This is a genomic window from Amazonocrinis nigriterrae CENA67, assembly GCF_016056305.1.
Taxonomy (GTDB): Bacteria; Cyanobacteriota; Cyanobacteriia; order Cyanobacteriales; family Nostocaceae; genus Amazonocrinis; species Amazonocrinis nigriterrae.
In genome coordinates, this window is the sequence record NZ_JAECZC010000059.1 from 99,093 (window position 1) to 114,737 (window position 15,645).

Annotated in this window: 12 protein-coding genes and 1 pseudogene; 3 read left to right on the top strand and 10 right to left on the bottom strand. The window is 40.3% G+C overall.

From position 1 onward, the window contains the following. Nucleotides 1–7: 7 nt before the first annotated feature. From I8748_RS24655 to hisG, 4 genes are all read right to left on the bottom strand, one after another. On the bottom strand, nt 8–2,287 hold the full coding sequence (locus I8748_RS24655) for a hybrid sensor histidine kinase/response regulator (protein WP_198127162.1): 2,280 nt from the start codon (nt 2,285–2,287) through the stop codon (nt 8–10). A 5-nt stretch (nt 2,288–2,292) separates the two neighbouring features. After that, nucleotides 2,293–2,718, bottom strand: coding sequence for a response regulator (locus I8748_RS24660; RefSeq protein WP_198127163.1), 426 nt, complete (start codon nt 2,716–2,718; stop codon nt 2,293–2,295). A 279-nt stretch (nt 2,719–2,997) separates the two neighbouring features. Next, nucleotides 2,998–4,956, bottom strand: a complete 1,959-nt coding sequence (locus I8748_RS24665) for a GAF domain-containing sensor histidine kinase (RefSeq protein WP_198127164.1) — start codon at nt 4,954–4,956, stop codon at nt 2,998–3,000. Nucleotides 4,957–5,590: 634 nt separating this feature from the next. Further along, entirely contained in the window at nt 5,591–6,235 is a 645-nt protein-coding gene (hisG, locus tag I8748_RS24670; RefSeq protein ID WP_096559957.1) for an ATP phosphoribosyltransferase, read from the bottom strand. Nucleotides 6,236–6,311: 76 nt separating this feature from the next. On the opposite strand from hisG, the gene rppA reads away from it, so the two are divergent. After that, nucleotides 6,312–7,004 carry a two-component system response regulator RppA gene (gene rppA / locus I8748_RS24675; protein WP_198127165.1) on the top strand — a complete coding sequence of 231 codons (693 nt, stop codon included), beginning with the start codon at nt 6,312–6,314 and terminating at the stop codon, nt 7,002–7,004. 176 nt (nt 7,005–7,180) lie between these two features. On the opposite strand, the gene I8748_RS35830 is transcribed toward rppA, so the two are convergent. The 4 genes from I8748_RS35830 to I8748_RS24690 all read right to left on the bottom strand — a co-directional run bounded on the left by I8748_RS35830 (nt 7,181) and on the right by I8748_RS24690 (nt 8,916). Further along, nucleotides 7,181–7,312 (bottom strand): hypothetical protein, encoded by a 132-nt coding sequence (locus I8748_RS35830; RefSeq protein WP_263976599.1) that lies wholly within the window; start codon nt 7,310–7,312, stop codon nt 7,181–7,183. Nucleotides 7,313–7,403: 91 nt separating this feature from the next. Beyond that, nucleotides 7,404–7,637 carry a DUF1830 domain-containing protein gene (locus I8748_RS35320; RefSeq protein WP_225896536.1) on the bottom strand — a complete coding sequence of 78 codons (234 nt, stop codon included), beginning with the start codon at nt 7,635–7,637 and terminating at the stop codon, nt 7,404–7,406. Next, nucleotides 7,630–7,959, bottom strand: a complete 330-nt coding sequence (locus I8748_RS35325; protein ID WP_225896537.1) for a hypothetical protein — start codon at nt 7,957–7,959, stop codon at nt 7,630–7,632. Before I8748_RS35325 ends, I8748_RS35320 begins: the two co-directional genes overlap by 8 nt. Before the next feature lie 264 nt (nt 7,960–8,223). Next, on the bottom strand, nt 8,224–8,916 hold the full coding sequence (locus I8748_RS24690; protein WP_198127167.1) for a response regulator transcription factor: 693 nt from the start codon (nt 8,914–8,916) through the stop codon (nt 8,224–8,226). Nucleotides 8,917–9,068: 152 nt separating this feature from the next. Here I8748_RS24690 and I8748_RS24695 point away from each other — a divergent pair, with 152 nt between their 5' ends. Further along, a complete protein-coding gene (locus I8748_RS24695; RefSeq protein WP_225896538.1) occupies nt 9,069–10,460 on the top strand; it encodes a sensor histidine kinase in 1,392 nt (463 codons plus the stop codon). A gap of 38 nt (nt 10,461–10,498) precedes the next feature. On the opposite strand, the gene I8748_RS24700 is transcribed toward I8748_RS24695, so the two are convergent. After that, nucleotides 10,499–12,496 (bottom strand): serine/threonine-protein kinase, encoded by a 1,998-nt coding sequence (locus tag I8748_RS24700; RefSeq protein WP_198127169.1) that lies wholly within the window; start codon nt 12,494–12,496, stop codon nt 10,499–10,501. A gap of 349 nt (nt 12,497–12,845) precedes the next feature. Here I8748_RS24700 and I8748_RS24705 point away from each other — a divergent pair, with 349 nt between their 5' ends. Further along, nucleotides 12,846–14,261 (top strand): PPC domain-containing protein, encoded by a 1,416-nt coding sequence (locus tag I8748_RS24705; protein WP_198127170.1) that lies wholly within the window; start codon nt 12,846–12,848, stop codon nt 14,259–14,261. Between the two features lie 556 nt (nt 14,262–14,817). Here the strand turns inward: I8748_RS24705 and I8748_RS24710 are convergent. Next, nucleotides 14,818–15,645 (bottom strand): annotated as a pseudogene (locus I8748_RS24710) (ISAs1 family transposase); the annotation flags it as partial.

Here is a 15,645-nt window from a genome sequence, read left to right on the forward strand (position 1 = left end):
ATACTAACTAGTTGAGTATTTTCTGTAAAGCTAGCAATAATTCATTAATAGTGTAGGGTTTTGGTAAAAAGGTAGTGACACCAATCTCCTCCACTGCCCCTAGTTTTTCTCTAGATGCAAGTCCACTGGTAGCAACAATTTTTACCTCTGGGTTAATTTTTTTCAAAGTACGGATAGCAGTTAAACCATCCAATGAAGGCAGCATTAAATCGATTAATACAGCACTGATTTCATCTGCATGTTTAGCGTATAGCGCGATCGCTTCAATGCCATCGCCAGCTATCAAAGTTTGGTATTGGTGAGTTAAGAGCGATGTTTTAGTAATCTCCTGAATTGAGGGTTCATCTTCCACAACCAAAATTAATTCACCATGTCCTGTATGTGGTAATAAATCTTCTATATCATGTTTTTCTATTCCCCCCACCGCTGGCAAATATACCTTAAAGCAGGTGCCACGGCCTACCTCACTCAGCACATCCACAAAACCCTGATGGCTTTTGATAATCCCAATAACGGTAGAAAGTCCCAATCCTGTACCTTGTCCTACTGGTTTTGTGGTAAAAAATGGCTCAAAAATTCTATCTAAAATTTCTCCTGAAATACCAACTCCTGTATCTGAAACACTTATAACTACATATGGGCCGACGTTGGACTCCACGTTCATCCGGGCATAATTTTCATCAATAAACAGATTTTGGGCAGCAATAATTAATTTACCGCCATTAGGCATGGCATCACGGGCATTAACACATAGATTCATCAATACTTGATGAAGTTGTGTACTATCACCAGAAACCATCCATAATTCGTGTGGAATATCTATGCAAACTTCAATAGATTTGGGAAAGGTTTCTCTAAGAATTTTGGCAACTTCTACGATTAAGTGTTTGATTTGCAAAGTGATGTGCTTACCTTCTACACCCCGTGCAAATGACAACACCTGCTTTACCAAATCAGCTCCGCGTTTAGCATTAATTTCCAAAATTTCTAATAGATGCAGAGTCCGTTCATCAGCATCAGGAAATTTCAGTGGTAAGAGTTGCGCTCCTGCCAAAATTGGTGTCAGGATATTGTTGAGGTCGTGGGCGATGCCACTAGCTAATGTACCTATACTTTCCAGCCGTTGGGCACGAAATAGTTGTGCTTCTAAGTGTTTTTTATCGGTAATGTCTGTATCAACAGTCAGAATTGACTTAGGCTTACTCCATGAATTTTTTACCAAACTCCAACGGCTAGAAACTAAAACTTCCTTGCCAGTTTTAGTAGTTTTAGTTAACTCGCCTTGCCACTTACCTTTAGTGATGACATTCAACAGAGCTGCTTCAATTTCTGGGGAGGGTTCATTATATAACAACTCGCTGGCATTTTTGCCCCAAGCCTCATGAGCCTTCCAACCGTAAAGATTTTCTGCGCCTTTATTCCAATATAAAATTTTATTTTCTAAATCGCGCACGTAAATTGCATCAGTGGTGATGTCTAATAATGCGGCTTGTTCACTGATTTTTTCTTGAGCCAGCTGGCGATCGCGCAATGCTGCTTGCCGTTCGCTAATATCAATACTAGCGCAGGTGATACCAACAATTTCTTCTAATTCATTCCGCAATGGCTCAACAGTCAAATCATAATATCGAGTTCCATAAGAAGTAGTGATACATATTTCCTCTCTAGTGCCAATACCGCTAGTGAGTACACTATGCTTAATGGCAGTCAGGCGCTCGGCATCTTTGGCTGGCATTAGATCAAAGTCATGTTTACCTAACATGTCTTCAGATGTCCAACCAGAAATCGAATTATAAACCCAGGTATAACGTAACTCTTTATCCTGGTTGAAGACAAAAATCGGAGAGTTTTTGAAGGCAACTCGAAATCGTTCTTCACTTTGTCGTAGTGCATTTTCTACCTGTTGACGCTCAATGGCATAACGCATAGAACGCACTAGCAAGTCTCCAGTCACTTGTCCTTTGACTAAATAATCCTGCGCTCCTTCCTGCATTGCTCGCAAAGCCAAAGTTTCATCATCTATACCCGTCAGCACGATGATGGGAGTTGCTTTAGCTTGATGAGTTGCTCTGACAAAAGTTTCCATTCCCTGGCTATCAGGCAATGAAAGGTCTAACAGCATCACATCAAAGCTATCGTTAACTAGGCATTCCAGGGCTTCACTCAGCCTTTCAACTGGCTGTAATTCTACCCTAGCTGTAGTTACCTCCTTTAAAAACTCTTGCAATAAAAAGACATCACCAGGGTTGTCTTCAACTAGTAAAACTTTAATAATTTCACCTGCCATTGCCATTACTCCGGTGGCAGTTTTACAATTGCAAACCAGAAATGTTCTATGGATTGTACAATTTTAACGAACTGATCGAAGTCAACTGGCTTAGTTATGTAACAGTTAGCGGCCAGTTCATATGCCCTAAGAACATCTTCTTCTGCTTGGGAAGTTGTCAGCACAACTACCGGAATTCGCTTGAGATTGTCATCAGTTTTGATTTCTGCCAGTACTTCTCGCCCGTCTTTTCTGGGTAGGTTTAAATCCAGCAGTACAATATCGGGGTGGGGAACGTGAGCGTATTTTTCCTGTTTTCGCAAAAATGCCATCGCCTCTACACCATCTTCGACTACATTCAGGTGAATTGAGATTTTGCTATCTTCCAAAGCAATGCGCGTTAATTGGGCATCACCAGGATTGTCTTCTACTAACAAAACCTCAATAGGCATAATATTTGCTATCTGATTCACTATTGTTGACCGGACTGGGGGTTGGGGACTGGGTACTAGGGACTGGGTACTAGGGACTGGGGAACTCGGGGCCCCCGCGACCGGAGGGAGGAGCCACTGCGTTGGGCGGGCAATGCCCGACAGTCGCGCAAGTGGCGTTGGGGATTAGGGGCAATGGGCACTGGTTACTAGGGACTGGGGATTACAATGAAAAATTTACATTTTTATTCCTAATCCCCAATACCTGATACCTAATCCCCAATCCCCAATAACCGATACCTAATCCCCAATCCCGTGTGAATTGCTTTGACTTGCTCTATCTGGAATTGTGAAGTAAAAAGTCGAGCCTTGACCCGGTTCCGACTCAACCCAGATACGACCACCGTGGCGTTCTATAATTTTCTTACAAATTGCCAAACCAATTCCAGTACCAGAGTACTTACTTCGACCGTGCAAGCGTTGAAAAATTACAAAAATCCGTTCAGCATATTGACTTTCCAAACCAATTCCATTGTCTTGCACTGAAAATAGCCATTCTGAGTTTTGAGTAGGGAGTGGGGAGTGGGGGTATGAGGAGGATGAGGGGGATGAAGAAATTAAATTGTTTTTCCCTACTCTCCCTTGCTCCCCTGCTCCTCTGCTCCCCTGCTTTCCTGCTCCTCTGTTTTCCTGCTCCTCTGTTTTCCTGCTCCCCTGCTCCCCATCTTCCCTATCTCTCCTCACTACTCCAATATGAATTCGCGGTGGCACTTCTTTTCGGAATTTGATGGCATTACCTATGAGATTTTGAAACACTTGTGCTAGTTGTGTACGATCTGCCATTACTAAGGGTAAAGGGTCATGAGTGATTTCTCCACCACATTCTTCAATGGCAACTTTGAGATTAGCGATCGCTCGCTCAAAAATCACTTTACAATCAACTTGCTCAAAAGGCTGTCCACGGCTGCTAACACGGGAGTAGTTCAATAAATCGTTGATTAGGGTTTGCATCCGACGTGCGCCGTCTACAGCGTAGGCGATGAACTGTTCGGCGTTGCTGTCTAGCTGATTGTTGTATTTTTTCTCTAATAACTGTAAATAACTAGTTACCATCCGCAACGGCTCTTGCAAATCATGGGACGCTACATAAGCAAACTGTTCTAATTCCGCATTGGAACGAGTTAGTTCGTGACGTTGGCGGGTTTCTTGCTCCAGCAGTTGCGCCTGGGAAAGGGCAATACCAATTTGGTTGGCTAGCTGTTGCAATAACTCTAATTCAAAGCTAGTCCATTGTCTAGGTGAACCACATTGATGAGCAATTAGCAAGCCCCAAATGTTATCTCTAATGAGAATCGGCACTACGAGGTTAGCTTTGACACCAAACTGCTGAAGAAATTCTCTGTGGCAAGCTTGGATATTAGCCTGTTCAATGTCTACAATTGCACTTACCCGGCCTCGGCGATATTGCTCCACATAATCTTGGTGAAAGCAGGAATCGAGAATATTTTGCCCTAAAACTATGGGCCAACCAGGTAGTACAGCTTCTTCTACTACTATTCCCGAACCATCAGCGCAAAGCCGAAAAACCAGAACTCGGTCAGCTTGTAGTAGTTTTTGTACTTCAGTAACTGTAGTTTTGAGAACTTCCGGCAAGTGTAAAGATTCACGAATTTTGAGACTGATTTCTGAAAATAATTGCGATCGCAGATTTTGCCGTTTCAATTCCGCTTCTGCTTGTGTAAGCTCCTCGGCAAAGCGGGATACTTGAGCTAAATTACGCCTCAGTTCTAGTTGGCTGATCACTTGGCGACTTAAAGCCACAAGTGCTTCCACCTGTTTTTGGTTTAATTGCCGTGGAACTTGGTCAAGTACGCACAGAGTCCCCACCATATCTCCCTCAGGAGTAATCAAAGGTACACCTGCATAAAAACGCACATAAGGATAGGAAGTTACTACCGGATTTTTCGCAAACTTTTCGTCTGCTAAGGTATCTGGAACTACCACAAAGCCCTGTTTCTCTTGGCAAAGGTAAGAAAAGCCGACATTACGCGGCATTTCTGGTACATCTATACCGAGTTTTGCCTTAAACCACTGACGGTTTTCATCAATGAAATTTACCAACGCTATGGAAGTACCACAAATAAAAGCAGCTAACTTGGCAAGATTGTCATAAGCTTCCTCAGGTTCTGTGTCTAAAATCTGATACTGGCGTAGAGCTTCAAGTCTCGCCGCTTCGTCATTATTAAATTCAGCTTTCATCAATTCAATTTTTATTAAAAAGTTGTAAAATCAGGCATAGTTAGCATTCAAAATGCTTATTGCTAGCTTAATCTTGATTTAGATTACTTAATTAACTGTACGCAAAATGTAGAAAGCTTTTGTTCTACACTTTTACTTCTGGAACAATTTTAGTGTAAACAAAATAATTTGCCCCAGTACGGTGCTGGGGCTGTTGACTACTGAATAATGACTTGGGAATTTCCCTAGAACACCAATTCAGTAATCCTGGAAGAACCTCTCCCCCTACCCCTCTTTTACCTTGAGCTACCGTGTACACACAAGTCTTGGCGCAGTGTATCTGTCCCGCCTCGGAATAAATTCCGAGTCTAATAGCGCAAGTCCTCTTTAGAGGACTTAAAAAAAATTCATTCCAGTCCACTTAAGTGGACTTTAGCTATTAGCCTAGAACTAAAGTTCTAGGCGGGATATGGGTTCAGTATGAAAATTTTCAACTTGTGTGTACACCGTAGCCTACCTTGAGAGGGGAGTTGAGCTACCCTCTTCCCTGCAAGGGAACTCGGGGCCCCCATTAAATTAGGGCTTAGCCCTAATTTAATGGGGATTAGGGTCAGGGGGGCTGGGGGGTTAGGTTTTTGATCACTGAATCGATGCTCTAGATGTTTGCCAAAGCTGCTTGGCGTAGCTTTTCAATCAAATGGCTGAGATTACTTGTATTGAGGCGATAACTTAAGGGATGGGCAATTAATCGTGCTGTACTTTCATACAAAGTAGTAATCTCAATTAAGCCATTTTCGCGTAAAGTCCGCCCACTAGACACTAAATCAACTATTGCTTCCGACATCCCCGTAATTGGGCCGAGTTCTACTGAACCATACAGCGGTACTATTTCCACAGGTAAATCTAAACTATGGAAATATTCGCGAGCGCAATTGACGTACTTAGAAGCAACTCGACCATGAGGCGGTAAATCTAAAGGTGATTTATAAGGGCTTGATGCTTTCACAGCCACTGACATGCGACAATACCCAAACTGCAAATCAACCAAATGTGCAACTTGGGGCTTTTTCTCCCGCAGCACATCGTAGCCGATAATACCCAGTTGTGCTTGACCGTATTCTACATATACAGGGACATCTTGCCCCCGCACTAGTAGTCCTGTTGCTTGTCCACTAGCATCAGTAATTTGAAGTTGGCGGTTTCCAGAATCTAAAAAAGCACTAAAGTCCAATCCTACAGATTGTAGCAAACGGATGCTATTTTTAAGTAGTTCCCCTTTTGGCAACGCAACAGTCAGCATTCTTTTTTCTTGGTGTCCTTGGCAGCTTGCCGATTCATTAATATTGAGGATATCTCTATTGCTTACCATAAGCAGCATGAGAATTTTACTAGTTGATGATGAAATTGAACTAACTGACCCTTTGAGCCGTTTGTTGACTCGTGAAGGTTACACTGTAGACACCGCCTATGATGGGACGGGTGGTAGTGAACTTGCACAAACAGGCAGTTATGACCTATTGATTTTAGATTGGATGCTGCCAGGAAAAACGGGATTAGAAATTTGTCAAGAATTGCGCCGCCAAGGCAAAACTACGCCGGTGCTGTTTCTTACCGCTAAAGATACTTTAGATGACCGTGTAGAAGGTTTAGATGCTGGTGCAGATGACTATTTGGTCAAACCCTTTGAGTTGCGGGAATTGCTAGCACGAGTCCGCGCCCTATTGCGTCGTTCCGGTTCTCAAAGCTATGAAATTACTACTGGACGGCTAACGGTAGGTGACTTAGAACTCGATTACGAAAATCAAATAGCCTATCGTCAAGGAAGAATTATTGAACTATCGCAAAAGGAAAGCCAGCTACTACAATACTTTATGGAACACGCCGGACAGCTTTTAACTCACAGCCAGATTTTGCAAAGTCTCTGGCAAGATAGTGAACAACCAAGTAGTAATGTGATTGCGGCGTTGATCCGCCTGCTGCGTCGTAAGATTGAGGTAGGTAGAGAAACTACATTAATTCATACTGTTTATGGCAAAGGCTATCGTTTTGGCCCTGCTTCAGTAGACTAAAATCAACGAAATACTGAAATACTCTCTTTGGTTAGTAATACATTAAAGTAGCTTAACGCACCACTTAATAATATCGTGCGTTAGGCGCTAATATCATCTTTATCGTGATAGATCATACTGAAATATGCGCCTAACACACCCTATAAAAATTTTATTTATACTTTGCTAAATAGCCTCTATGGCTGTGTGGTACTGTCGCCACGTAGCGCCCGCAAACTGAAAGCGATCGCTGGATTCATATTTTGATTCAGCAACACCTCATTCTTATTATCGTGAAACGCTGTAATATCTACCACTGCCGCGACCATCTTTTTTAATAACCACAAAAAGTTACCTGCCCTTTTGATGAAATATCTATAATCTCAAGCAGACTATCTAATGAGTTAGATCTTGAATAATCTAACTTTCACCTAATACTTGCAGTGAAAAACAAGGAATTTTATTTGTTTCAATTACACCTGTTTTAGTATCAGTATCGATTTTCAGTTCAGCATCAGTATCAGCTTCAAATAGAATCTCTTCTCCTGGAAACACTACTTGCTCTAAGCGCAAATTAGTAACTATGTTTGGAATGTGAGCAATTTGGATTTGACTAGTTGTGTTTTTGTAAAAACAAAGAATTTGCTTATCCATCTGCTAAGTCTATCGAGTCTATAATTTGAGGTTTACTGGCTGAATTAGTAAAATCCAAAATAGAACTTACTAGAGCCACATGTTCTGCAAGATGAAGATTGCAATTTTTGAATGATTCATTTAAGAAACCAATGAGCGCTAAACTTGTAGACTCCAGTTTTGCTCTCTTTCTACCTGCCTTAATAGCTTGATATAAGCTGGGATAAATATGATAGTTGCTAATCCCTATTTGCCCATCTGACATCCAACACTTAAACATGTAACCTTCAGGCATTGGTATTAATTCAATCAACCAACCATGATATGAATCTTTGCACTTCATCCACAATTATCCTCCTGATGCAGTGATTGAAGGCTTGTGCTTTACCTACTCACGTCTGAACGACGATGATACAACCAATACATGCAATCAATGTGCAGAATTTGTGCAGAATTTGTGTAGATAAAAAACTTTACTCATAAGGTAATTGGGAATTGGGCATTGGGCATTGGGTATTGGTAATTGGTAATTGGTAATTGGTTTACTTATTCTCTCCCTCATCCCCCTCATCCCCCCATCTCCCCTGTTCCCTTGCTCCCCTGCTCCTTATTGAAGGCGATAACCGAGTCCATGAACTGTTTCAATAAAATTTTCCGGCGCACCTAAATTTCTCAGCTTTTGCCGAAGACATCTAATGTGGGATCTAACAGTTTCTTCTACTGGAGAGTCGTCCATTGACCAAACCTGCTCAATAATGCTAGAACGGCTTAATACTCTTCTGCCATTGGCAACTAGTAATTCTAAAATGGCATATTCTTTTGGGGTTAAAGATAAAGGAGAACCATCGTAGTAAACCTCATAGGTACTTGAATTCAGGTATAGTTTTCCCCAAGAAAGATTGACTGTGCTTGCAGAACTACCACGTCTGAGTAAAGCACGTATACGAGCCATTAACTCTTCTAAATCAAATGGCTTTGCCACATAATCATCTGCTCCTGCATCTAACCCAGCAATTTTGTCAGCTACGGTATCACGGGCTGTTAACATTAACACTGGTACGCTAGAGTTCTGATGTGCTGGATTATTTGCGCTACTTGTACGTAAACGTTGGCAAAACCTGATACCGTCTAGTTTTGGCAGCGTCACATCTAGCACTACCAAGTCATATTTCATTGACTCCGCCCAATTCCAAGCTGCTTCTCCATCTTTAGCAACATCTACTACATACTGGCGTCTGCTCAAAGCTTCTGTTAATACCTCCGCCAGTTGAATATCATCTTCAACTACAAGAATTTTCATAATTTATCCGATAATTAACTCTTGTTTAGCAAGACGTGAGCAGGTAAACATGAGGTTAACTTTATCATGTAAGCAGTTCTACTGTACTGACCATTTCTTGACTGTTTTATAGAATCAGTAAGCATCAAGCAAGCTTTTGTTCAACCAACGTTATGACTAGGCAATTGATGAAATGGCCTTTCCAAGGAAAATGGATTGCAGCAGGGTTTGGTTTAACCTTGTTATTTATGGGACTAGTTATCTTCGCTTCATTTAACAGCACAAATGAAATCAAACAAGGTGCTAATCAAGTACAAGATACTTATCAAACACTCAATACTTTGACAAATTTTTCTGCGGCAATGACTAGTGCAGAATCAGCAAGGCGGGGGTATATTTTTTTGGGTAATAGACAAGATTTACAGCGTTATCAAAATGAAGTGATAAATATGCAGTCTGAACTCAGACTGTTAAAAAGACAAATACATCCTACTAGCTCGATTCAGCAACAGCGAGTGGCACAGTTGAATTTGTTGGTAAATCAAAGATTAGCTCTTTTAGAACAATCAATACAACTTTATCAAAAAGATAAAACAGCATTACAAACACAAACTGATATTACCGATCGCAGCATTCAACTTCGAGGAGAAATTATGGCTGCGATCGCAAATATTACAGTTGAAGAAAAACGTTATCTACAAAGTTCTCTAGAGCAATCGCAGTATAATATAAATTTGCGAATTTTAATAGAAATACTAGGAACTTGTTTAAGTATCGTAGTAATTTTTATTTTAGGTATCATTCTGGAGCGCCAATGGATCAAACGTGAACAAATTGAATCTTTAAAATCTTCTCTTGCTCAAGAAAAAAAACTTGGAGAACTCAAAGTGCATTTATTTTCTATGATTTCTCATGAATTTCGTACACCTTTGAGTGTAATTTTACTTTCATCTCAGTTATTAAAAGAGATTCTTACAGAGTTAGTAGATGAGAAGCAATTAAAAAATCTCTACCGCATTCAATCTTCAGCAAAATTAATGAATCATCTGTTGACAGATATATTGACTTTAACCAGAGCAGAAGCTGGTAAATTAGATTATAAACCTCATTTGATCAATATAGAAAATTTTTGTTTAAATTTGGTAGAAGATTTACAGCTTTTTGGTATAACCCCATACCCGATTGAATTTCTGAATAATGGTAAGTGTTTTCGTGCGAATATAGACGAAAAATTACTGTACTCTATTCTCAGTAATTTGCTATTGAATGCTATTAAATATTCAACAGATACAGAAAAAATATACTTAATTTTAAACTCTGAACCTGAAGCTATTTTATTTCAAGTTATAGATAAAGGAATAGGTATTCCAAGAGGAGAACAGCCAAAAATTTATGAGCCTTTCTATCGATGCCAAAATGTTGAAAACATTGTAGGTACTGGGCTAGGATTAGCAGTTGTCAAGAAATGTGTAGAACGCCATCAAGGAGAAATTATTGTAGAAAGTGATGTAGGAGTGGGAACAACATTTACTGTCAAAATTCCTCATATTAATGTATTAAAATAACATGTGCGTTGTTGGAGACTCACGTTTTTGGTATTCTATTAGAAGTAAGACAAGGGCCAAATCTTGATAATATTATCAGCACTACCACCACTGGCAAGAGTCTGTGCATCGGGGCTGATGGCTAGAGAGTAAATGTAGCCAGAATCTTGTTTTAAGGTGCGAATTTCTTGTCCGGTTGTTGGATTCCATAACTTAATAGTATTGTCATTACTGCCACTAGCAAGGATGACATTATTTAGAGTTTTGCTGTAGGCAACGGAATTCACTTTATCAGAATGTTGCTTTAAGGTACGAATTGTCTCTCCAGTCGCCAGATTCCATAGTTTAATTGTCTTGTCCTTGCTACCACTGGCAAGGGTTTTGCCATCTGGACTGAAAGCAACACAAAGCACTAATTTGGTATGTCCTTCTAGGGTGCGGATTTGCTTTCCTGTTGCTAAATCCCACAATTTAATTGTCTTATCCCAACTGCCAGTAGCTAGGGTTTTGCCGTCTGGACTGAAGGCAACGGCTGCAACTGGTTGCGAGTGTCCCTCTAGGGTGCGGATTTGCTTTCCTGTGGCTAAATCCCACAGTTTAATTGTCTTGTCCAAGCTGCTGCTGGCAAGGGTCTTGCTATCTGGACTGAAGGCAACGGCAGTAATTCCCTCAGTATGTCCCTTGAGAGTGCGAATTTCTTCTGCGGTTGTCGGATTCCACAATTTAATGGTCTTATCTTTACTGCCACTAGCAAGGATTTTGCCATCTGGACTGAAGGCAACAGTCCAAATCCATTCAAAGTGTCCTTTGAGTGTGTGGATTTCTTGTCCAGTTACAGGATTCCATAGTTTGATGGTCTTGTCATCGCTACCACTAGCTAGGGTTTTGCCATCTGGACTGAAGGCGACGGAATTTACATCGCTGGCATGACCTTTGAGAGTTTTGGGTTGGTAAGAACTTTTTGAAGACTTGGTAATTAGTTGGGGGATGTACTGTAAATACCAGGTTCCCCCTAATGCCAACAGTACAATGACAGCATTGATTAGCAACCGTTTTTTTAGCTTTTGATTTACTAATTTTAGTGGAACTGGACTGTAAATTGTTGTTGAGTCTGTAAGGAGGGTTGAGGGTTCTGGTAGTTGTGATGGCTGATTTTTCAAGTCCCGCATTACTTGGTCAGCAGATTGATAACGCTTTTTGATATCTATTTGCAACAATTTATCCAGAATATCAGCCAACTTGTCACCTAAAGCTGTTCCGTTCCTAGCTGAATTATGCAAATATTGCTGCCAAGAATTAACCCAACCATAGCCTTGTTGCAGCCACAGCTTTGATGGACGAATGCCAGTAAGTAAATGAAAGCAAGTTACACCCAAACTGAATAAATCACTGGCTGGATAGGCTTTTCCATCCTGCATTTGTTCAATTGGGGTATAACCATGTGAACCAATGGTTGTTCCTAATTGAGTGTGTACTGTTGCTGTTAGTTGCTTGGCAGAACCAAAATCAATTAGTACTAATCGCCCATCACTGCGGCGGCGAATAATATTTTGTGGCTTAATATCTCGGTGAATTATGCCGCGATCGTGAATAAACTTGAGAACAGGCAATAAATCCAGTAAAAGTTCTAAAATTTGGCTTTCACTATACGTTATTCCTTGTTGCAATTCTTGTAGTAAATTTTGTCCATCAATAAACTGTTGCACCAAAAACAGATAATTATCTTGCTCAAAGTAAGCTAAAAGTGCAGGTATTTGGTGATGTTCTCCTAAATGTTGCAATCTTTGAGCTTCTTCTTGAAATAACTCAACTGCTTTCTTCAATGCTGAAGTTTCGCGAACTTTTGGTGCGAATTGCTTGACTACGCACCATTCATTGAGCTTATCCATATCTTCTGATAGATATGTTCTGCCAAATCCACCTTCATCAGATAGCACCTTGATGACGCGATAATGACCTCTCAACAGGGGTATTAATGGTGTACTGCAACTATGGCAATACTGGTTGCCATCGGGATTCTGAGGATTAAGACAATCGGGATTTAAACAGCAGAGCATCCTGGGAATCCATTTGCAGTTTGAGTATATATTAATTCATTACATATGATTTTGCTATGAAGTTGCCAGAATTATGATTTTACTTTAAAGACGTAATTTAAAGGTAACTAAGCAATTTAAAATTAAAAACGGTATTGTTTTCTCATCTGTGCCAGATAAAAGTTGTATATCTAATTGTGTTGACTGATGAAAGATGACTGTTATCGTCGCTATGCATAGGTTGTTTGAGAGGATTCCATATAACAATATTGCAAGTTATTTTGCTGGCTTTTAGCATTAAAAGGCAGATAGAACTATCTCTCTAAGGGAATAAAACTAGTTTTAAACTACAAAAGTGAGGAGTGAAATTATGGCAGGACAAAACAATAAAAAATATCAGTTTAGATTTGACTTGGCTTTAATTTTTTCTATAACAAGTAGTTTAGCGATCGCAGCAAGTAATATCCTGCCCATAAGTGCTTTAGAAATTCCACACAGGTCTGAAGAATTTAGAATTGCTAAAACTCCAGATGAAAGAGAACCAGAAGCGGTACAACAAGGAATTGAGCAAATTCCTACTTCTGAACCACCTGTAACTCCAGCACAGCGCAGCCAACCAATTGATTCTCCTATACCTGCTCGTGTATCGCCTCAAGTTACCAACCCAACACCCCAGCCTTCAGAAGGTGTTTCTACTCCCGCACCCTCTGGAACAGGAAATACTAACCCAACACCCCAGCCTTCAGAAGGTGTTTCTACTCCCGCACCCTCTGGAACAGGAAATACCAACCCAACACCCCAGCCTTCAGAAGGTGTCTCTACTCCCGCACCCACTAGACGCAGATACTCTAACCCGACACCCCAGCCTTCAGAAGGTGTTTCTACTCCCGCACCCACTAGACGGAGATACTCTAACCCAACACCCCAGCCTTCAGAAGGTGTTTCTACTCCCGCACCCACTAGACGGAGATACTCTAACCCAACACCCCAGACCACTCCAAGTTCAGGCAGAAATCTCAAACCAATTCCTAACCAAGGTAGAGTTCGCAATCAAATTCCCAAACGTACGCCTGTTTATTCATTCGTAACACCACCCTACAAGAAAATTAACTTTGTTGATATTGCTTTCGGCATTTTGTCTAAAAATGATTTTAAATCTCAAGGCAGATATTTTCATTTTTACCAGTTTGAGGGCCGAGAAAATCAATTGATTCAAATTAGATTGATTGGCAGTGCTGACCAACGCCGTTCAAATAATTTGCGGTTGAGTCCGTTCTTGTTTTTGCTTGACCCTAATAACAATGTGATTTTAAAAAGAGGTAGCGCGGGAACAACAAGTGCTGCTGGGGATGCATTTATATTTGCCAGATTACCTGTGAAAGGTACATATACCATTGCAGTTACTAGCCAAAATCCTGGAGATACAGGTCGTTATAGTTTGGCTCTGAGGGATGACAGAGCAAGTTATGCTTTAGATGAATCAGGGGAATTGACTGCCCGAAGTTCAGTTATTAAACGAAATGGCAGTCCTTACAATGTTTCTAAGTTTGAAGGCAAAAAAAATCAGCTAGTTAGTATTCGTGTAGATAGTATCAATGAAGAGTTTTCACCTTATATAGTTTTGCTCAATTCTAAAGGAGAGAGAATCGCTGCTAATAATGGCAAAGATGGTTTGTATACTGCTTTGATTGACCGAGCGAGGTTACCTGAAGATGACACTTATTATCTAATTGTTACTTCCAATAATCCACGGGAACGTGGTACATATCGTTTGACTGTCTTCTGATGTTTTCTATGTTTTGAGCCGAGAGCAAATAATAGGATTAACGTGAGTTCGACAGGTGCTGTTTTGACCTCTCCCCCGGCCCCTCTCCTACAAGGAGAGGGGAGTAAAACCGTGATTTTTTTGTTCCTCCTCCCTCGCCTTTGAGGAGAGGGAGACCGGGAAGGAGCTGACTTTTCACAGTAAGTCTTAAAACGCTCGTCGATGCTGGGTGTAGGGGGTGGCGCAACGGGTATAGGGGAAATCATGAAAGTTTTACCACACCCCACACCCTGTCCCTTTTTCCAGATGACCGACGGCCACCCAGGGCAAACGCATCTTATTTACTAACAAAAACTAAGCAAGACTACAAAATGACATAGATAATTGTAAAAATTGATGAAACGATAAGCAAAGTAAATCAAACTTGTTCTGAAATATCAATGAGTTCATCTTCATCTGAATGAACAATTCATTAATCAGAAAACAATTTAATTAGGAGGTAAATAAAAGTATATTTACCTAGAAAATTGATAAATTCTTCATGTGAAATATTCGACTTAAGTTTTGATGTACTATTTTAAGCTAACGCTAAAATATTTAGTAAATAGTTGTTATCCATCGCCGCGAGGAACTGTTTATTTTTAATTCCTCGTTTTACACGCTTCTCTTTACCTCAAAGATTGACCGCAATCTGCCTTATAATTGCAAAATTTTGTGGAGCGTTATCTTTCCTAATGCGGGACTCATCTTCTTTAAAAGCAACATCCAATATCCAATGCAATGAATTCTCAATTCCCCAATGACTACGAATAGCATTAGCAAACTGTTCAATATTTTCTTCAAGGCTACTAATAAAATAACGAGTCTCAACTGTTGTCTCATCATTTAACGAGCGGACGGACTCTACCATTCCAACACTGCTAAACTTTGACCAAACTGAATCTGAATCAAGTTGTGATCCAATTCTAGTTAACATTATATAATTGCGGATTTCATGACGACCATGCCCTGTTTCTTCTGTTTTATATGTACTGTGTTCTATTCCTTCAAACCTCGTGCTTATCCCTGTTTTAAATAATTTTTCAACTTCATCATCAAGATTGCCTTGATTCTTTTTTAATGTGATTACATAATCTGCTGATTTCTCCGTGATTAACTTCACAATCTCTTTCTGGCAACCAATGGCATCAATTGTCACGATACATCCAGACAATTCTAATACTTTTAATAATTCCGGAATTGCTGTAATTTCATTTGATTTAGAATTTACCTTTACCTGTCCCAATACTAATTTATTTGTAGTTGCCCAAGCACTTACCATTTGGATTGCACAAGAATCATTACTCTTATCATATGAACCACATAAAGTTTTCCCATCAATTGCAACTACTTCACTCGAAGTTAT